Origin of the sequence: Pollutibacter soli (assembly GCA_029269725.1) — a bacterium.
Lineage (GTDB): Bacteria > Bacteroidota > Bacteroidia > Chitinophagales > Chitinophagaceae > Pollutibacter > Pollutibacter soli.
In genome coordinates this window covers 81,138-101,092 of the sequence record JARJHS010000008.1, presented here as the reverse complement: position 1 = coordinate 101,092, position 19,955 = coordinate 81,138, and the positions used below count along the sequence as shown (strand labels likewise).

At 42.4% G+C, this 19,955-nt stretch carries 12 protein-coding genes; 5 read left to right on the top strand and 7 right to left on the bottom strand.

Translation table 11 applies throughout. From position 1 onward, the window contains the following. Positions 1 to 14 precede the first annotated feature (14 nt). Positions 15 to 1,520 (bottom strand): outer membrane beta-barrel protein, encoded by a 1,506-nt coding sequence (locus tag P2W82_RS18505; protein ID WP_336517416.1) that lies wholly within the window; start codon positions 1,518 to 1,520, stop codon positions 15 to 17. Then, the gene (locus P2W82_RS18500) at positions 1,510 to 2,073 is read right to left on the bottom strand and encodes an RNA polymerase sigma factor (protein ID WP_336517415.1); all 564 of its coding nucleotides are present in this window, start codon (positions 2,071 to 2,073) and stop codon (positions 1,510 to 1,512) included. Before P2W82_RS18500 ends, P2W82_RS18505 begins: the two co-directional genes overlap by 11 nt. An 83-nt stretch (positions 2,074 to 2,156) precedes the next feature. Here P2W82_RS18500 and bioA point away from each other — a divergent pair, with 83 nt between their 5' ends. Next, entirely contained in the window at positions 2,157 to 3,452 is a 1,296-nt protein-coding gene (bioA, locus tag P2W82_RS18495; protein ID WP_336517414.1) for an adenosylmethionine--8-amino-7-oxononanoate transaminase, read from the top strand. 172 nt (positions 3,453 to 3,624) lie between these two features. On the opposite strand, the gene pbpC is transcribed toward bioA, so the two are convergent. Continuing rightward, on the bottom strand, positions 3,625 to 5,952 hold the full coding sequence (gene pbpC, locus P2W82_RS18490; protein ID WP_336517413.1) for a penicillin-binding protein 1C: 2,328 nt from the start codon (positions 5,950 to 5,952) through the stop codon (positions 3,625 to 3,627). 257 nt (positions 5,953 to 6,209) lie between these two features. On the opposite strand from pbpC, the gene P2W82_RS18485 reads away from it, so the two are divergent. Then, a complete protein-coding gene (locus tag P2W82_RS18485) occupies positions 6,210 to 11,606 on the top strand; it encodes an alpha-2-macroglobulin family protein (RefSeq protein WP_336517412.1) in 5,397 nt (1,798 codons plus the stop codon). Between the two features lie 214 nt (positions 11,607 to 11,820). Here P2W82_RS18485 and P2W82_RS18480 read toward each other — a convergent pair whose 3' ends face one another. Both P2W82_RS18480 and sppA read right to left on the bottom strand, forming a co-directional pair. Then, a complete protein-coding gene (locus tag P2W82_RS18480; protein ID WP_336517411.1) occupies positions 11,821 to 12,354 on the bottom strand; it encodes a hypothetical protein in 534 nt (177 codons plus the stop codon). Positions 12,355 to 12,386: 32 nt separating this feature from the next. Continuing rightward, positions 12,387 to 14,147: a signal peptide peptidase SppA gene (gene sppA, locus P2W82_RS18475; RefSeq protein ID WP_336517410.1), complete on the bottom strand. Its 1,761-nt coding sequence runs from the start codon at positions 14,145 to 14,147 to the stop codon at positions 12,387 to 12,389. A 60-nt stretch (positions 14,148 to 14,207) separates the two neighbouring features. Here sppA and folK point away from each other — a divergent pair, with 60 nt between their 5' ends. Together folK and P2W82_RS18465 are read left to right on the top strand one after the other, a co-directional pair. Further along, the gene (folK, locus tag P2W82_RS18470; RefSeq protein ID WP_336517409.1) at positions 14,208 to 14,711 is read left to right on the top strand and encodes a 2-amino-4-hydroxy-6-hydroxymethyldihydropteridine diphosphokinase; all 504 of its coding nucleotides are present in this window, start codon (positions 14,208 to 14,210) and stop codon (positions 14,709 to 14,711) included. Between the two features lie 36 nt (positions 14,712 to 14,747). Further along, positions 14,748 to 15,380 (top strand): deoxynucleoside kinase, encoded by a 633-nt coding sequence (locus tag P2W82_RS18465; protein ID WP_336517408.1) that lies wholly within the window; start codon positions 14,748 to 14,750, stop codon positions 15,378 to 15,380. 309 nt (positions 15,381 to 15,689) lie between these two features. On the opposite strand, the gene P2W82_RS18460 is transcribed toward P2W82_RS18465, so the two are convergent. Further along, positions 15,690 to 16,940, bottom strand: coding sequence for an MFS transporter (locus tag P2W82_RS18460; RefSeq protein WP_336517407.1), 1,251 nt, complete (start codon positions 16,938 to 16,940; stop codon positions 15,690 to 15,692). 336 nt (positions 16,941 to 17,276) lie between these two features. Here P2W82_RS18460 and P2W82_RS18455 point away from each other — a divergent pair, with 336 nt between their 5' ends. Beyond that, positions 17,277 to 18,212 carry a sterol desaturase family protein gene (locus P2W82_RS18455; RefSeq protein WP_336517406.1) on the top strand — a complete coding sequence of 312 codons (936 nt, stop codon included), beginning with the start codon at positions 17,277 to 17,279 and terminating at the stop codon, positions 18,210 to 18,212. A gap of 1,244 nt (positions 18,213 to 19,456) precedes the next feature. Here the strand turns inward: P2W82_RS18455 and P2W82_RS18450 are convergent. Continuing rightward, complete coding sequence (locus P2W82_RS18450; protein ID WP_336517405.1) at positions 19,457 to 19,945, bottom strand: YkgJ family cysteine cluster protein; 489 nt, start codon at positions 19,943 to 19,945, stop codon at positions 19,457 to 19,459. Between the last annotated feature and the right edge of the window lie 10 nt (positions 19,946 to 19,955).

The window sequence follows — 19,955 nt, the reverse complement described above, 5'->3', positions numbered from 1 at the left end:
TGACAAAAACGATATTACTGTCGTTGCTTCTTTTGCAGATTAAATATCTGCCAATCGGCCTGCAATCCTACGAAGAGCAGGTGGCCCGAGTAGCCAACATTTTTTCTGAATGCGTCAGTAAGCTGATATTGAAACACAGGACCAATATCCAGCGGCATTTTTGATTTGTTAAACAGCCGCAATTGAACGCCGCCGTTAACGCCGAGCTGGAAACGATTGAAATTCCCGATGTTGGTGTACAAGACACCGGAAGTATCTTTTAAAAGTGCATTGGATCCCATGATATATCCCGGCTGCAAACCTGCAACCAGCGAAAGAGGAAGTAATTTACTCTTACCAAAGGTTATTCTGTAGTTCAAAGGAACCTGCAACAAATGATATCGGTTACGGTATTCCGATAGTGTTCCCGGCAGGTAGTAACTCCTGAGCGCCATATTGGTGTAACCATTGTTGACGGAAATATTTCCGCTTGCCTGGTAACCTGTCGTTGTTGTAGTGGAATAATATTGATATAAGAGGCCTGCTGAAAGTGATGATTTTTTTCCAATATCTATTCTTGCCCAAACACCGGCACCCCATCCTGTGGATTGTTCCTGGCTATAGGGGAAATAAGCTGGTAGTGCTGCCGGACTTACAGGGAAATTGCCAACGCTGAGATTATCTGCAACAAAAGATTTCTGTGTAGCAACAGTAAAACTTTCAGGCAATCCTGTCAATCCCACATTTGCACTAACACCAAATTGCCATTTTTTTTGAGGATCTTTTGTTTTCAGCTTTTTTGCAGAAGCCGTTTCTGCTTTTTTTATCGGAATTTTTTGATCAGACAAAGAATCAGGCCTTTTCAGTTCGGCTGTGGTTTCATTTTTCTTTTCTGTTGTGTTCGATAAATCCGCGGCCTGATCTTTCTGATCAATGATTTCTGAGTTGCTGTTTTTTATAGGTTGTTCTCCCGCATGAACAATAGCTGCGGATGATTCATTTGACATCTCTTTTTCTACGTTTACTTCTCTAAGCTCACTGATCTTATTTCCGCCGGAATTTCTCTTTTGTTTTGAATATGTGCTTTTACTTGATAATTTTTCAGACTTCGTATTGTCATCAGACTTATCGACTATCGTAATTGAGTTTTCAGGCTGGTTTGATTTACCTGTAATTTCATCTGATCTTGCGGATGAATTTTTTTCTTCCTTGGAAGCTCTTTCGTTTGTAGAGTTGTCTGATTCTATCGGATTTGCATTCTGATTGTTTGAGTTGTCGGATGGATTCGATTTGCCTGGCCCGTTAGCATCTTTTACAGATGCCTGGAATCCGGTTTCAATTCCTGGTTCTGAAGAATTGTACATGAAGTATCCTGCTCCCCCTATCAGCAACAGACCAAGAAATAACCACAGGATCCACCTGTCTTTTTTCTTCCGGGAATGGAGATGCGATTCAACTCCTTCCCAAACCCGGGGCGTAGGAGAAAGCCCAAAATCATTGAGCTTATCGCTGACTTTCTTTTCAAATGAGTTATCGGGCATATTTTTCCGATTTTTTATTGTCTTCATCAATTTTCTCAATCCATTCGGACAAAAGATTCCTGGCCCGCATGTATTGCGAACGGGAAGTATTCTCCGAAATACCCAGGATTTTGCCAATTTCAGCGTGTGCAAAACCTTCCACTGCGTACAGGTTAAAAACGGTTTGGTAGCCGGTCGGCAGCTGACGGATCAGGTCAGCAAGTTCTTTCGCCTGGATAAGGATATCCGGCGTGTCGTTCAATACCGGGTGCAAGGATGGTTCAGTAAACACCATTTCCTTTCGGTAATGAACATTTTTTTTCAGATAGTTGATGGAAGTATGTACCATGATCCTTCTGATCCAGGCACCAAGTTCGCCATCGCCACGATATTGGTGGAGATTGGTGAACACCCGGATAAACCCGTCCTGTAGCACATCTTCAGCATCTTCAAAAGATTTGGTATAGCGATAGCAGACACCAAACATCTGTTCGGCATAATGGTCGTACAACTGGCGCTGGGCCAATACATTTCCTTTCTGGCAGTCTTTGATTACCTGTTTCTGATTGAACATCCTGATGTCTTGATAGCTCCTGACAAACAATTTATAGGTTCCGTTGCACCTGTTCCGCATCTCCGAACCATATCTTTGACGCTATGATGGCCAATTTGATACAAAAAGACAGGGAAATAATCTGGCACCCTTACACGCAGCAGGCAGAAATGGTTGATCCTTTGGGGATTGTGAGCGGCAAAGGAACGATTCTAATCGATACCAATGGCAAAAAAATTATCGACGCCATCAGCAGCTGGTGGGTGACCATTCATGGTCACGGGCACCCGTATATCGCAGAAAAAATATATGAGCAAGCTTTACAACTGGAACAGGTCATTTTTGCGGGATTTACCCATGAGCCTGCAGTGCGACTGGCCGATCGACTCCTGGAAGTCCTGCCGGGTAAAATGTCAAAAATATTTTATTCTGATAATGGTTCTACCGCGGTTGAAGTTGCGCTGAAAATGGCCATTCAATACTGGCGGAACCTGGGTGATGGAAAAAATCCCCGCAGATCTAAAATCATTGCGCTTAAAAACAGCTACCATGGCGACACATTCGGCGCAATGAGTGTGAGTGAACGAGGGGTATTTACACTCGCTTTCCAGGATTATCTTTTTGATGTTGAGTTTATCGATGCACCCACCAAAGAAAATATCGATTCGGTTTGCGATAGAATTGAACAGACCGGGGAAGTAACTGCTTGTTTTATTTATGAACCTCTTGTTCAGGGCGCCGGAGGTATGATCATGACTGAGCAGCGATTATTGAACCAATTGCTTGAATATTGTAAATCAAAAAGAATCCTTTGTATTGCTGATGAAGTGATGACGGGTTTCGGAAGAACAGGAAGGCTTTTTGCTTCAGAATATTTGAGCGTTCAACCCGATATTATTTGTCTGAGTAAAGGATTGACGGGTGGCACGATGGCGATGGGAGTTACAGCTTGCACCGCTGAAATTCATTCAGCCTATATCAGTGCTGATAAAACAAAAACGCTTTTTCATGGCCACTCCTTCACTGCCAATCCCATCGCCTGTGCGTCTGCGTTAGCGAGTATGGATCTGATTATGAAAGCAGAGACATTTGATGCAATCCGCAGAATTAATTATCAACATTTGCAGTTCGAAAAACAGCTTAAGAAATCAGTTTTTTTCACTGAGAAAAAAATTCAAAATGTTCGGGTACAAGGAACGATCCTCGCGTTTGAGTTGGAATCTTCATCCGGCAATTACCTGAATACAATCGGAAAAAAATTTGCAAAGCTTTCTTTGGAAAGAAATGTGCTGCTCCGGCCGTTGGGAAATACTGTTTATATTTTACCACCGTATTGCATTACAGAAGAAGAATCGCAGAAAGTATATACAACGATTATTAAGGTGTTAGGCTTATTATAAATTTTCCACAAGCCGGCAATCGATAACATTTCTATGGGATTTTCACTTGCGAAAATCACGAAATTAAAAGAAGAAATTTCCCGGGAAAGTGAACCTTGGGGGTCTAAACCTCCCAGGTTTAAGACCTGCGAGGTTTCAAAGACCTGCCAGGTTTAAAAGACCTGCCAGGTTATCACCAGTCAACCTTTTTCACTATAACTGTAACATCCCGGTTGCGGCCCTTGTCATCTGTACAGGAAATTTTTACCGGACCTTCTTCCGGCATAAAGAATTGAGCAGCACCGGCATCGGCCGTTTTGTAATACCGGTTGTCGATATACCAGAAAACTTTTTGCACATCGTTACCTGTTTTGCATTCCAGCATTAATGGCTCCGGCGTTTCCTTGCTGATCAGGTATTCGGTACCGTTGACAGGAGAAAGTATCTGTGGTGCATTCCCGGAAAACACATGTTCACATGAAGGATTATGCGGTGGTATCTGTACCACCGGCGCATGTCCATTCTGCAAAAAATGACGCAATTCCGGTGAAAGCGATGGAAATAATTTCATTTTGTAACCCGACTCGGGGCGGCAGGACATGCAGTAACTGATTCGTTCATCAGCACTGACCATAATTTCCTGTACATGATTACAGGTATCCGTCGCCGATACCCCAGGAAGAAAATAGTCCATGATGATATTCCCGCAATGTGCCGATGGAATCTTTCCCGTTTCCGCACAGATCATTCTTAGTTCGCATCCCGGCGGTGGTGAATACCATTCCCGGTCAGTATCATAATCGAGTGTGTTAAAAATCCTGAATAACAAAGGCGTTGCTATATCTGCACCACTCAACGCCGGATTTCCCTCCCCCGAAAAATTACCTGTCCAAACGCCGACTGTGTACTTTTTGTTATACCCGATACTCCATCCGTCTCTCCTCCCATAAGAAGTCCCCGTTTTCCAGGCTATCTTAGGAAGTTTTGCTGTGGCATCCCAGTTCAAAGGGAAATCCGGGCGATTTACTTTGCTTAATATCTCCGAAATCATGAAACTGGTTCCTTCAGATAAAATCCTTGTTCCTTTTTGTGTTTTCTTGCCAGCAAGATATACCGGTGCAGCATAAACGCCACTATTTGCTATACAGCTGTACATTCCGGTCAGCTGCTCCAGAGTTACACCACAACCACCCAACACAAGCGATAAGCCAAGCCCCTGGCTGCGCGGGTTGATTTTATTAAATCCCATCAGTGCAAGACGCGATGTAACATTTTCCAGGCCAGTCATACTGAGCGCTTTTACCGCAGGGATATTCAACGACCGTTCGAGCGCATATTCAACTGTCACAGGCCCATGAAATTGCTTGTCATAATTCTCCGGAGTATAGCCAGAGAAATTTACGGGAACATCATTGATCACAGTCTTTGGCGTAATCAATCCCTGGTCCATACAAAGGCCAAACACCAATGGCTTGAGCGTACTTCCCGGTTGCCTTACTGCTCTTGCACCATTCACCTGTCCACCGTCTGTTGAATCAAAAAAGTTTCCAGAGCCGATGTAAGACAACACTTCATGCGTTTCATTATCCATAATGATCACAGAAGCATTGTGAATATTCTTCAACAGTAATTCCTGTACATAATCGCTCACAATCTGTTGAGTCTTCTGCTGCAGATTGAAATCGATTGTTGAAGCGATATTATGTCCACCGCTGTATTTTAATCTATTTGCGAGATGCGGAATAAACTGCGGCGGCGGTCTGCGCCAGGCTTCGAGAGACTCATCCATAGCATCAGCAATTGCTTCTGCAGGAAATAACTTTTCCTTCCCAAATCTTTCCAGCCAGATATTTCTTTGAACAACAATTTTATCATTACTCTTTCCCATCACCAAAGAAACTGGTCGGTTAGGTATGACTGATAGTGCTGTTATTTCCGCAAGTGAAAGATGATCTGGCTGTTTTCCGAAATACATAACGGACGCTGCTTTCACTCCTTCAATATTTCCTCCATAGGGAACACGATTGAGATACATCAGCAGAATTTCATCTTTGGAATATTTCCACTCGAGTTGAAGCGCACGAAATGATTCTTTGATCTTGTTCTTTAAATTTCTTTTTCCCGGATCCATCATTCTGGCCACCTGCATGGTAATCGTGCTTGCGCCTGACGTTGGGTGACTACCAATAGCGTTATTGAAAGCGGCACGAACAATCGCAAGAAGATTAACACCCGGGTGATAATAGAAATAGCGATCTTCTTTATACAGGATCGCTTTTTTTAGCTGGGAAGTTATTTCCCCTGCTTCAGTTTTCATCCTCCATTTCTCATCAGGCGTCAGAAAAGCATGTATGATCTCCCCTTTTTTATCTGCGACAGTAATTGAATAGCTGACCTGATCTTTTAATGGAAAAATAAAATTGAGAATCAGGAAAAGAATAAACAAAACTCCTACCGACAGGAAGCCACGCCAGGTCCAACGGAGGATCCGCCTAAAAATTATTGTTCGGGTCTGAGGCATTGGTTGAAAACGAAAGACATTAAAATACGAAATCCCTTTTTTTCAGGCAAGCAAAACGCCATGTTAAAATTATTGTTGATCTTCCCTGAATTATTTAATCGGTTAAACACAAGATTTTCAGCCTGGAATAATCAGCCATGGTTTTAAAACCGATTTGAAATCGCTATTAACAAAATATTTTCTACCGGGAAAATGAAAATATGAACCGGACTTATCTAAATTCATATTGGATTCTCCACAAACGGACTTCCCCTTTTATGCGACAGCTTTCTTCCCTGGTTTTTGTCATCCTGACAACAATCACGCTATTTTCATGCAACAGATCTACTGTATCACTAACTGAAACGAATGCCCGAAATGAAATTCCACCCCTGGGAAATCTTTATTTCCGCTTCGACAAACCTCTTGTTCCCGACAGCCTGCTTAACCGGTGGGATTCAACCGAATTCATCAGTTTCAAACCTGCGATAAAAGGACGATTCCGCTGGGAAAGCCCGGATCAGCTGGTTTTTTCACCAGCATCCCCATTTGCTCCCGCAACCAATTACACAGCTGAATTACGAAATGATTTACTTGCATTCAGCGAAGTTGAAAATGTAGCAAAATCTGAAGCACTCAGCTTTTACACAGCACCATTGAAATTGCAGAACGCAGCTGCGAGCTGGGTACTTTCACAGCAAGGCAGTCAGAAAGCAGTTCCGAAAATCGATCTGGAATTTAATTATGCAATTTCTCCTGCTGTGCTGAAAGAGAAAATGACTGTAACTGTTGATGACAAACTGCAGGAGTTGAATTTCATGAATACGACAGCAACGAGATTTGTTTCACTGCAACTGAACAATGTTCCGGCAACTGATAAAGATTACAATATCAAAGTCAATTTAGAGAAAGGCCTTATTCCCGATGAAGGTAAAAATCCGACGGGTGAAGCTCTGACAGAAACATTGCAGGTGCCATCGCCATTCGTTCTTGTAATTCGTGGCGTTGAAGCGCAACATGATGGGCTTACAGGTACCGTGAATATCCTGACTTCGCAGCCCATTGCATCCGAAGACCTGAAAGCATTTGTCAGGATAAACCCAACCACAGGATTTCAGGTACAAACAACTGAAGACGGATTGCAGATATCAGGTGAGAATTTCAAAGCGAGTGAAACTTACGCAGTGAAACTGCTCAAGGGTTTGCGAGGTATACTGGGTGGTGTTCTGAAAGATGAATATGAAGAAGAAGTTGGATTTGGTGAACTCGAACCAAACATCAGTTTTGGTAGTTCCAAAGCTGTGTACATGATGGCATCAGGTGAAAGAAATATTGATATCCGCATCACCAATATCCCGAAGGTAAAATTGATTATTTCAAAGATATATGCATCGAATCTGTTGACGGCGCAACGATATGGATATTATCCGGCAGACAAGAGAGGTAACTATGATGACGAAGAATATTATGGCTACGAAACTTCATCAACAGATGGTACACCGGGTGATATTATCTATGAAAAAGAGATTGAGACCCGCAGCCTTCCTAAAAAAGGAGAAGGGTATTTATTGCATTTCAATCCTGAAGACAAATTGCCTGATTTCAAAGGAATTTATCATATCATGATCAGAAGCGCAACCGACTATTGGATCAGGGACAGCAGGTTTCTTGCGGTATCGGATATCGGTTTGATTGCAAAGGAAAGTCGTGACAAACTGGTTGTTTTTGCAAATTCACTGAAAACAGCTGATGCAATGAATGGTGTGCAGGTAACGGCATACGGTTCGAACAACCAGGTATTGGGAATGGGAACTACTGATGCACAAGGGGCTGTTGAAATTAATTATACCAGAAAAGAATATGCAGGATTTCAACCAGCTATGTTGATTGCCACCACTGCAGATGACTTCAACTATCTGCCTTTTCAGTCTACCCGTGTAAATACCAGCAGATTCAATGTCGATGGAAAATCGATTTCACTAACGGGAATGGATGCCTTTATTTATGGTGAACGAGATATCTACCGCCCCGGTGAAGAAATACATCAGTCACTGGTACTTCGTGATAAACAGTGGAAAAGTCCGGGTGAAATTCCAGTCAGATTCAGGCTGGTAATGCCGAATGGCAAGGAGATGAAGAATATCAGGAAAATGCTGAATGACGAAGGTTCTGCGGAAATAGCAGTACCTATTCCCTATGAAGCATATACCGGAGCCTACCGGCTGGAAGTTTACAGTGGCAACGATATTCTTCTGGGAACAAAAACAATCAGTGTGGAGGAGTTTGTACCTGATAGAATTAAGGTAGACGTTGCCGTTAGTCAGACAGTATTAATGCCTGGCGATTCGGCCAGTTTGCAGATCACCGCTGTAAATCTCTTTGGCCCACCAGCTGCCAACCGCAACTACGAATATGAAATGCAGCTGAGTCAGAAAACATTCAGGCCGCAGCAGTTCGACAATTACACATTCCAGCTGACCAATCAAACAAACTTTTTCGACAAAGTGGTAAAAGAAGGGAAGACAGATGATGATGGAAAAGCCAGCATCGGAATAAGTATTCCCTCGATATATAAAAATATGGGCCTGTTGGAAGCTACTTTCTATTCAACTGTATTTGATGAAACAGGCAGGCCTGTGAGCAGGACAACCTCTGTAGACATCAATACTCAGGATGTTTATTTTGGAATTGGATATGACGGGTACGACTACTATCCTCTAAAGCAGGCAGTTCGATTTCCATTAATCGCAGTAAAGAAAGATGGGAAACCTGTTGCGGCAAATGCAAAAATCCAGATTATAAAACATGATTATCGTACCATCCTCAACCGGAGTGACGGATATTTCAGGTATACCTCACAACAGGAAAATAAAATCCTGAAAGATGAAACCATTTCAATAAACACGCAGAATAGCTTTTACACTTTCTCTCCTCAACAACCCGGCGACTATGAAATTCGGGTGTTCGTCCCCGGTGGATCAACCTATGTAAGCAGATCATTTTACAGCTACGGTTCCCGGGGTAATGCAACTGCATTTGAAGTAGATCCGGAAGGTCGGGTAGAAATAGAAACAGATAAAAAAACCTACCAGGTTGGTGAAAAAGCAAAACTCCTTTTCAAAACGCCATTCAACGGAAAGATGCTGGTATCCCTGGAAAATGATGGAATTCTTTCCTGGCAATATGTCGATGTACAGGAGCGTACCGCAACTGTTGAGCTGCCTCTTCAGTTCCAGCATTTACCAAATGTCTATATTACGGCAACCTTATTCAAATCTCATGGCGTTTCGGAATTGCCATTGACAGTTGCACATGGCATTCAATCGGTTTCGGTTCAATCAAAAGAGAGAAAACTTGATGTAAAAATAAATGCTGTTGCCACAAGCGGGAGTCGAACGAAGCAACAGATAACAGTAAGCACAACTCCTGGTGCAATGGTAACGTTGGCGGTAGTTGATGAAGGAGTATTGCAGGTTACTGATATGAAAACGCCTGACCCTTATCATTGGTTTTATCAGAAACGAAAACTCACAACCACCTCTTACGATCTTTATCCGTTGCTTTTCCCAGAGTTAAGAGCAAGGCTCAGCAGCACAGGTGGTGATGGTATTGAAATGAAAAAGAGGACGAATCCAATGCCGGCTGGCCGTATAAAAGTGGTGAGTTATTGGAGTGGAATTCGAAAAACCGGAAGTAATGGTGAAGCCAGATTTGATGTTGCCATTCCAGGATTCAGCGGATCGTTGCGAATGATGGCTGTTGCATACAAAGATGAAACATTCGGAAGTGCAGAACAGCAGATGCGTGTTGCTGATCCATTGGTGATCAGTACAGGCCTTCCGCGTTTCCTAAGTCCGGGTGACACGATCAGCCTGCCCGTTACCATTACTAATACAACGAAAAACCCGATCAATGGTGCCGCCATTGTTAAACTCACAGGACCATTAAGCGTCAGCGGCGATCCAAAACAGGAAACAACTGTACCTGCTGGCGGTGAAGTAAGATTGAATTATAAAGTGTATGCTGAAGCAAGAATGGACACTGCAAAAATGAGGGTGGAAGTCAGTGGGAAAGGTGTTCAGGCTTTTGAAGAGATACCCATTGCTGTAAGACCATCATCCACATTGCAGAAAGTTTCCGGCAGCGGAACGATTGCGGGAAATAAATCGGAAAAAGTAGACCTGCCAATGAGTCGCTTTCTTGCAGGCACGACCAATTATCGTTTCATGATCAGTTCGAATCCGGTAACTGCTATAAGTGACCAGCTGGCTTACCTTATCCAGTATCCTTATGGTTGTACGGAGCAAACAGTTTCAGCGGCATTCCCTCAGCTATACTATACCGATTTGTCCAACATCGGGAAAACAAAAACAACTTCAGCAAATGCTGCAGCCGGAAATATTAATGAAGCCATCAGGAAAATTAAAATGCGACAATTGCAGAATGGTGGCCTTACGATGTGGGATGGCGAAGGTGAAGAGAACTGGTGGGCAAGTGCGTATGCTGCACACTTCCTTACAGAAGCCAGCAGAAGTGGTTATGAAATTGACAAATCACTTCTTGAAACATTATACCAATACCTGATTTTTAAATTACGCAACAGGCAGTTCATCAACTATTATTACAACCGCGATAAGCAAAAGAAAATTGCACCGAAAGAAGTTGCTTATAGTTTGTATGTTCTCGCATTGGCAGGTAAGCCCCAGTCTGGTACAATGAATTATTACAAATCAAATACAGATTGGCTGAGCCTTGATGGCAGGTATACACTTGCTGCAGCATTTGCATTGTCCGGAAACAGAAAAAGTTTTGAATCCTTGTTACCATCATCTTTCCAGGGTGAAGTTTCAGTGACACAAACGGGAGGAAGTTTTTATTCCCCTGTGCGTGATGAAGCATTGGCTTTGTCTGTGCTTGTCGATACGGAGCCTTCGAATGCACAAATACCGGTGATGGCAAAACATGTTCAGGATTATTTGAAATCCCAGCGATACCTGAGTACACAGGAACGGGCTTTTTCATTCCTGGCTCTAGGCAAAATTGCAAGAAATGGTGCAAAAGGAAATATTACCGGCGAAATAAAATCAGCTAATAAATTTATCGCCGCAATTTCAGATAAGACTGTGTTAATTACTGATAAAATAGTTAGCGGGCCTGCATCATTTGACATAGCCACCAAAGGATCCGGCCAATTGTATTATTCATGGGAAGCTGAAGGACTGGATATAACAGGTAATTATATCGAAGAAGATAAATTCATACGCGTGCGCAGACAATTCTATGATCGATATGGAAAGAAAATTAGCGGCAACCAGTTTGAACAAAATCAGTTGGTCATTGTCGGCATAACGCTTGAAAACAGCTATTCGTCACCAGTAGACAACATTGTAATTACGGATCTTCTTCCTGCCGGTTTTGAAATCGAAAACCCAAGGACAAAAGAAATACCGGGAATGGATTGGATCAAAGGCGCATCATCACCGGATGCTTTGGACGTTCGTGACGACAGAATCCATTTCTTTGTCGACCTGGATGAAAAAACGCAAACCTATTATTATGCGGTCCGTGCCATAACTCCAGGTGTTTTCAGGATAGGGCCTGTCAGTGCCGATGCAATGTACAATGGGGAATATCATTCTTATCACGGTGGAGGGAAGATCCGGATTACACGATAACACCGGGGGTATAACGTTTAACGTTAAACGTTGAACGTTATACTCTGAGATGGGATTATTCATGCCTGATCCGCAAACGGTTTACGTGCAAGACAAAGACATGTTGCCATAACATTTGTAATTGCTGTTAAGAAAGTACAGCGTAGTTATTTTATCACGGTGGTGAAAGTGTTACATTAAACGTTAAACAATAAACCTTGAGTTGCAGTTTTTCTCACTGAGTCTGCAACCGTTTCTTTAGCTGATAGAGGCTTTCCTGCATGACGGGTCCTTTCATGTCTCCGCTCATCATGCCATAGAATTTTTCCCAGGGATACCATTTGAGATTCTCAACAATATACCAAACCACCTGGACAGAATCGGGATGTCTTTTTTCAACGCTGAAGCCTGATGTCATCGGTCGCTGGTTGCCCATGTAGAGGTTAGTAACTAATCCTTTTTCATTGTTTCCGGTAACACGAATTTCATTGTGATAATCTCTTAAATCTGTCCAGAAAATGCGGCTACCGGTATCTGTAAGGGATGTTTTTTGCACAACCTGAATATCACGGGCGTTTGTCAGCAAACCGTTCCAATCTTTCCACTGATTCAGATCGCGGATATTATTCAGGATAGTATCTTTTCCTGCGGCTACCTGTACCCACTTTGAAGTCATCACCTGGCTGGGAAGAAGTAAAGAAATTAAGGTGACGACTGATAAAACACCAAGGATACCAATCAATAAGGGTTTGATCAACCTGAGATTCAAAAGAAATGTTTTTAATATTAATACCGAAGCGATTATCTGATGGTGAAATCAAAAACCATCCGGGCAAGTGGTTGACCGGTTTGTTGTTTGATCTTTCTGATCTGCGATAACACTTTGAACTCTTCCTCACCGATTTCTTCTTTAATGAGATCAGTCTTGTATTGTTTTCCCATATTGCGGAAAATTGCATCGAATGGTGAGACGGGCTCCGGATATTCGCGTAAAGAGTATGTTGAAACTTTTGCGAGACGTGCGGCACAGGCAATCGCATCTTCCAGGCTCCCCATTCTGTCTACCAAACCAAGCCCTAAAGCGCGCTGTCCGGTCCATACTCTACCCTGTGCAATGCTGTCAATGTAAGCGGTGTCTTTCTTTCTGCCTTCAGCCACACGTGTTTTGAAATCAGAATAAATATCATCGACTTCTTTTTGAATGATTGCTTTTTCATTTGGAGTCAGCGGTCTTGTAACAGTCATTGCATCAGCATATGTTGCGGTCTTAACACCATCGAATGTAACGCCAAGTTTATTTTTCATGAAGGAAGAAAAGTCTGGAACCATAGCAAACACACCAATGGAACCGGTGATCGTATTCGGCTGCGCGAAAATAGAATCTGCACTGCATGCCATATAATAACCACCACTGGCTGCAACATCACCCATCGACACGACGACTGGTTTTCCGGATTTTTTTATCAGCTCAATTTCTCTCCAGATGATTTCACTGGCAAGACTGCTTCCTCCTGGTGAATTGATTCTTAAAACAACAGCTTTAATATCGTTTGTATACCTGATCTTTCTCAGCAAAGCAAGATATTCATCAGAACCAATCTGACCATCAACACCAGTACCATATACAATTTCACCTTCAGCATATACAACAGCGATCCTATCTGAATTATATGTTCTTTTTAATGCACCAGATTCGAGGTATGAACCCGGAGTAACAAAAGAAATTTTATCATCATCAGCAAGTTTCAGTTTTGATTTGAGAACCGATTTTACTTCATCGTCATATTTTCCGCCGTCAAGCAATTTGTTTTTTGTTGCTGCTTCGGCATCACGAAGAGCAAATTCATTTGCCAGCCGATGTAATTGCGCAGTATCTACTTTTCGTGATTGAGAAACGCCCGTAAGAAACTGACCATATATATCACCAAGCCAAATATTGGTTTGGAGCTTGTTTGCATCCGTCATTTTTTCTTCCCGGAAAGGTTCAGTCGCACTTTTGAATTTTCCGTCGTAAAAAATCTGCGGTTTTATTTCGAGTTTATCAAGTGTTTTTTTGAAGAACATATACTCCACTGAAAACCCACGCCAGTCAAGCATTCCCTTAGGATGGCAATACACCTGGTCAGCGACGCTTGCAACGTAGTAACCTTTCTGATCAAGATAATCTCCGAAAGCGACGATAAATTTTCCGCTCCGTTTGAAACTGATCAATGCATTTCTTATTTCTTCGCTTGATGCAAAACCATTGTTATTATCTCTTGCGACAATATATATTCCCCGGATTGCAGAATCTTTTTCCGCTGCATGAATCAATCGGATCAATTGGGAAAGTGTCGGCACTTTATCTTCCAGCCTGCCGGTTAATTCGAGGATCGGGTTTTCCATCTGTCGGTCATTAAAGGATCTTGACAGATCTAAAACGAACACAGAGTTCCTTGGAATAGTAACTTTTTCAGAACTCATCAACATTCCTACCCCAGCGGAGAAAATGATAAAAAGCAATCCGAAAAAAACAATCAGGGCTAAAAGTGCAGAAAAGAAATATTTAAAGAAACTCCTCACTACGTAAAATTTAATCTGGCAAAAATAATGATATTTGACAGCCCGGAAGAGAACGGTTGAATGAAACAGGTTTATTTACTGATAGGCGGCAATTTAGGAAACAGAACAGAAAACCTGGCCCAGGCCCGGAAGCTGATCGGTGCCAGGTGCGGTAAAATTCTAAATTCTTCCTCTTTGTACGAAACTGCCGCATGGGGAGATATTCCGCAACCGGATTTCCTTAACCAGGTTCTGGAGATCGACACCCCCCTGGCTTCGCAGGAGCTGTTGCCGGTCATTCTTGCTATTGAAAATGACCTTGGGCGCTTCAGAAATGAAAGATACGGGCCGCGCACCATTGATATTGATATTCTTTTTTATAATGACATCATCGTCGATGAAAAACATCTGCAGATCCCTCATCCGCGAATTGCCGAACGCAGGTTTGTACTGACTCCTATGAATGAAATTGCTCCGGACTTTATACATCCTGTAGCGGGAAAAACAATTTCCTGGCTTCTCGCAAATTGCAAGGATGAATTGGCTGTGTATAAATATTTTCCCATTGTGAATAACAAAGATTAACCCTTCGCCCTCCGTACACTAAGTTTGACCCGCGATATGGACTATCACTTCATCACGATTGAAGGCAATATCGGTGCTGGCAAAACGACTTTAGCCCATCTGTTGTCCCGACACTTTAACGCGAGATTGATCCTGGAAGAGTTTGCAGACAATCCTTTTCTGTCAAAATTCTATGAGAACCCGGGCCAGTATGCTTTTCCTCTCGAGCTGTTTTTCATGGCAGAAAGATTCAAACAGCAGAAAGATCTGCTTCAGCAGAAGGATCTTTTTCAGCAGGTTACTATTTCCGATTACCTTTTCACCAAATGTCTCCTTTTTGCAAAACTGAATTTGCCGGAGGATGAATTCAGATTGTATCAACGATTGTTCGATATCATTTATCAGCAATTGATTCAACCGGATATTCTTCTTTATTTACATGCACCGGTGAATAAGCTGAAAGAAAACATAAAAAAAAGAAACAGGTCATACGAAAAGAATATCAGCAACGAATATCTTTTCAATATTCAGCAAACCTACACGCATTATATCCGTCAGCACAATATCACCACTTTGATTATCGATGCAGAACACGCTGATTTTTTAGGGAATGAAAAGCATCTGCAAACAGTGATTAATGCGCTCGGGCATAAATGGGGACCGGGGCAGCATTATGTGGCACTGCCATGAGGTAGTGGGGAGGAGGAGTAAAGAGGCAGAAGATTTAGAAATTAGGAGTTAGTATCAAGCTCCCTGATGTGAAGCTGTTAATCTCTAAAAATTATCTGAACTTATTTCCCGCTTTGTTGATTATTTCCTATCTAAGGTCTGGCAAAAAAATTTCATTCTTTCTATTGAATGTAGATTCTGACCATTCTCCTTTTATCCACGAATCCGGGAGGTTCAAATTATTATCTTAAAGAAACATTTTCGAATTTAATGCCTGTTACTATCCCACTCTACGCCAGCCCTCCTGCCTCCCTACTCCTGCCTACTTGCCTAATATTCCAGTTTCCTCAATCCCGGTGCCTTAAACCACGTCGTAACAGCGACAGCTATCGTCATCGCACCACCGAAAATTACGCCAGGTACTACTCCGAACAATTTGGCCGCTGTTCCGCTTTCGAACGCCCCGAGTTCATTTGACGACATGATAAACATACTGTTCAGAGAAGCTACTCTACCGCGCATATCGTCAGGCGTTTTTAGCTGGAGAATCGTAGATCTGACGATAACACTGATTCCATCGAGTACGCCGGAAAAAAACAGTGCGACCAGTGACAAATAAAAATATTTCGATAGGCCAAAAAGGATAATACAAAGACCGAATCCGAAAACGCAGAACAACATGTTACGCCCCTGGTTTCGTTTCAGGGGTCTGAAAGTCATCAGCAACAGGATACACACCCCGCCCAGAGCCGGCGCTGATCTTAACATACCCAGGCCTTGCGGACCTGTTTTCAGTATAACATCTGCGAAATAGGGAAGTAACGCCGTCGCACCACCGAAGAAAACGGCAAACAGATCCAGACTCATAGCTCCCAACACTTCCTTGGAATGCCATATAAACCGAAAGCCTTGTTTGATGCTTTGCCACATCGGTTCCTGTTGCCGGGCGGACACAAATGGTTTTGGTTTTATCAAAGAAGCGCCGGTTACCGCTATTATCATAAAAAAAATCATGAGGTAAAAAGTGTAGGTAATACCAACCGTACCGTAAAGTATACCCGCCAGTGCCGGACCCGAAACCGCAGCCACCTGCCACATGCCGCTATGCCAGGTGATAGCATTGGGCAAATATTCCCTCGGCACCAGCAGACTCACCAGTGCAAACGAGGTCGGCCCGGCAAAAACCCTCACGATGCCTGTACAAAATACTATCCCATAAATCACCATAAGCACCGCATGCTTATGCATCAGCTGTGCTGCAAAATTGCTGGTGACGAAACAGAGTGAGATGGTCAGCAAGGCATTTCCTGCAATGCTCAACAAAAGCATCTTTCGTTTATCATTCTTATCAATGATATAACCTGAGAAAAAAGCCGTGATAAATGCCGGGAAAAATTCAACCAAACCCACCAATCCGATGCTGAACGGATCTTTAGTGAGATCATAAACCGTCCAGCTGATCAGCGTGGCCTGCATATTCAAAACGAAAATGAAAAAGAAGCGGGACAGAATATAATTCCTGAATTCAGGAAATTTAAAAGAATCGAATGCCGCGTGTTTTCGTAATCGTGATGTCAACATGGGGAAAGGCAAAGATAGTTGTTACTTGTCTGTTGTCAGTTGTCAGAACATAAGCCATTATCCTGATGAATAGGTAGTAGTCTTTAAAATCAAAAAAAATGAAAGCCTGACAACTGGCTGTGATTAGCCAGTAGATACACCAGGTCTGACAATTGACCACCGTCAACTGACAACTCAAATTAAGCCGGCTGTTCAACTGAACCATCCTATGAACCATGAACCGGCTGTTCTAACTATGAACTAAGAACGATCAACTATGATCTTCCCCCGTACTTTTCTCTCCGTTCGTCCGTTATTGTGAACTATAAATTTGTTTTTTAATATTTTTGGCACTTCATGGAATCACTACGTGAACAAATACTGCTTCTGATAAGCACGCCGGTATACATGATCATCATTGGTCTGGAGTTGTTGTTGAGCCATTACCGGCCCAAAAAGCTGTACAGTTTCAGGGATACATTCACCAATGTTTTTCTGATGCTGATGAACAGTTTGCTGGACCTGCTTATGCGCGGCTTTTATCTCGGTGTTCTGGCTTATTGCTGGGAACATCGCCTGATGGAAATTGAAACAGTGCTGCTGTATTGGATCGCTTTGCTGCTGGCGGAAGACTTCATGTATTACTGGTTGCATCGCTTTGATCATGAGATCCGTTTTTTCTGGGCAGTACATGTTACCCATCATTCTTCAGATCACCTGAATTTTACTGTCGGATTCCGCTCATCCGTATTTCAACCGTTGTACAGGTTTCTCTATTTTATTCCACTTGCATTTGTTGGCTTTCATCCGCTGGATATGATGTTCGTTTATTCAGCAACACAGATCTGGGGCATTTTTGTACATACGGAACTCATCAAAAAAATGGGCTTCCTGGAGCATTTCCTGGTGACACCATCGCATCACCGCGTGCACCATGCGTCTAACCCCTTGTACCTCGACAAAAACATGGGGATGTTCCTGATCATCTGGGACAAAATTTTTGGCACATTCCAGGCAGAGCTTCCGGAACAGGAATATCAGCCGATAAAATATGGCCTTACAAAACCGTTGGAGAAACCAAATCCCGGAAAAGTAATATTTCATGAGTGGCAGGCCATCGCACAGGATCTGAAAAGAAAGGATCTTGGGATAAGGGAGAAGTTGGGTTATCTATTCGGTCCGCCCGGCTGGAGCCACGATGGGTCGCGACAAACCAGTGACGAGATGCGGCAGGCAGAAAACGGTGAGCTTCCTAAAGGACTTGAGAATTCAACGATCAAAGCCAATAATTAGGCTTCCGTTGCAGTGGAACCTTCGGTTTTCAAATACATTTTTTACAAGAAGAAGGGAAGACATTTTTTAGATCGGATTTGTACCTTTTTCTCAGCATTGCGGCAAAACCTTGTATACCGTTTCTTCCTGCCTTCCTGTCTTCTTGTTAATAAAACCTGCGGTTTTGAAATACATTTTTTACAAGAAGGCGGGAAGACATTTTTTTAGATCGGATTTGTACCTTTCTCAACATTGCGACAAGACCTTGTATACCATTTCTTCCTGCCTTCCTGTCTTCTTGTTAATAAAACCTGCGGTTTTGAAATACATTTTTTACAAGAAGGCGGGAAGACATTTTTTAGATCGGATTTGTACCTTTCTCAGCATTGCGGCAAAACCTTGTATACCGTTTCTTCCTGCCTTCCTGTCTTCTTGTTAATAAAACCTGCGGTTTTGAAATACATTTTTTACAAGAAGGCGGGAAGACATTTTTTTGATCCGATTTGTACCTTTCTCAGCATTGCGACAAAACCTTGTATACCATTTCTTCCTGCCTTCCTGTCTTCCTTTTAATAAAACCTGCGGTTTCTCAAATACATTTTTACAAGAAGGAGGGAAGACATTTTTTTGATCCGATTTGTACCTTTCTCAGCATTGCGACAAAACCTTGTAAACCGTTTCTTCCTGCCTTCCTGTCTTCCTGTTAATAAAACCTGCGGTTTTGAAATACATTTTTACAAGAAGGAGGGAAGACATTTTTTTGAGCCGATTTGTACCTTTCTCAGCATTGCGGCAAAACCTTGTATACCGTTTCTTCCTGCCTTCCTGTCTTCCTGTTAATAAAACCTGCGGTTTTTCAAATACATTTTTACAAGAAGAAGGGAAGACATTTTTTTAGATCGGATTTGTACCTTTCTCAGCATTGCGACAAAACCTTGTATACCATTTCTTCCTGCCTTCCTGTCTTCTTGTTAATAAAACCTGCGGTTTCTCAAATACATTTTTACAAGAAGAAGGGAAGACATTTTTTAGATCTGATTTGTAAGTATCTCAACATTGTGACAAGGTCTAGAGTAACATTTCTTCCTGCCTTCCTGCCTTCTTGTTAAAAAAACCTGCGGCTTTCAAAAACATTTTACAAGAAGAAGGGAAGACATTTTTAGGTCCGATTGTTTAAGTTCTATCCCATTGGAATAAACCGTTATTCGCTTTTTCCGAATCATCAACCTTTTACGTTTTAAGTTCAATGTTTTATGCAATTGTTATCAGCGCCCCAGCTTGTCGTTAAGTCCTTCCAACACATAATAGACTATCGGGCAAAACTCACTGTTCTTTAAAGTCAGCTTTTGGCGTTTGACGATTACATCTTCATCAGTATAAGGAAACCGGCGGCAATCCGATGGACGATCTTCGTAAATAGAACAATAATTATCGGCTCCCAGAAAGGGACAAGGTTTTGTTTTAACCACATAATCGCCATCTTCATCCAGGTTCAGGTAGGTCTCGATAAAAACACTTTCCTTCATCTTCATCATTTTACTGATCCGCTTAATATCCGGTGTTTTGAACCTGGGCGAATAATTTTTACAGCAATTGGCACAACTGAGACAATCGACTTTTTCAAAGGCTTCTTCGTGCAGGTCAGGCAAGGTTTTCAACACGTCATTTTTATCGGCTCGGTTGAGCAAACGCTGATAAATTTTCTGCCTCTCGGCCGATTTCTTCTGCCAGTTAACCAGTACCTGTTCATTCATGTTGCAATTT

Excerpts from the sequence above, each read along its gene's own strand:
- P2W82_RS18465 (WP_336517408.1), top strand. The coding sequence starts at position 14,748 with ATGGACTATCACTTCATCACGATTGAAGGCAATATCGGTGCTGGCAAA.
- bioA (WP_336517414.1), top strand. The coding sequence starts at position 2,157 with ATGATGGCCAATTTGATACAAAAAGACAGGGAAATAATCTGGCACCCT.
- P2W82_RS18450 (WP_336517405.1), bottom strand. The coding sequence starts at position 19,945 with ATGAATGAACAGGTACTGGTTAACTGGCAGAAGAAATCGGCCGAGAGG.
- P2W82_RS18505 (WP_336517416.1), bottom strand. The coding sequence starts at position 1,520 with ATGCCCGATAACTCATTTGAAAAGAAAGTCAGCGATAAGCTCAATGAT.
- P2W82_RS18485 (WP_336517412.1), top strand. The coding sequence starts at position 6,210 with ATGCGACAGCTTTCTTCCCTGGTTTTTGTCATCCTGACAACAATCACG.
- pbpC (WP_336517413.1), bottom strand. The coding sequence starts at position 5,952 with ATGCCTCAGACCCGAACAATAATTTTTAGGCGGATCCTCCGTTGGACC.
- P2W82_RS18460 (WP_336517407.1), bottom strand. The coding sequence starts at position 16,940 with ATGTTGACATCACGATTACGAAAACACGCGGCATTCGATTCTTTTAAA.
- folK (WP_336517409.1), top strand. The coding sequence starts at position 14,208 with ATGAAACAGGTTTATTTACTGATAGGCGGCAATTTAGGAAACAGAACA.
- P2W82_RS18455 (WP_336517406.1), top strand. The coding sequence starts at position 17,277 with ATGGAATCACTACGTGAACAAATACTGCTTCTGATAAGCACGCCGGTA.
- P2W82_RS18500 (WP_336517415.1), bottom strand. The coding sequence starts at position 2,073 with ATGTTCAATCAGAAACAGGTAATCAAAGACTGCCAGAAAGGAAATGTA.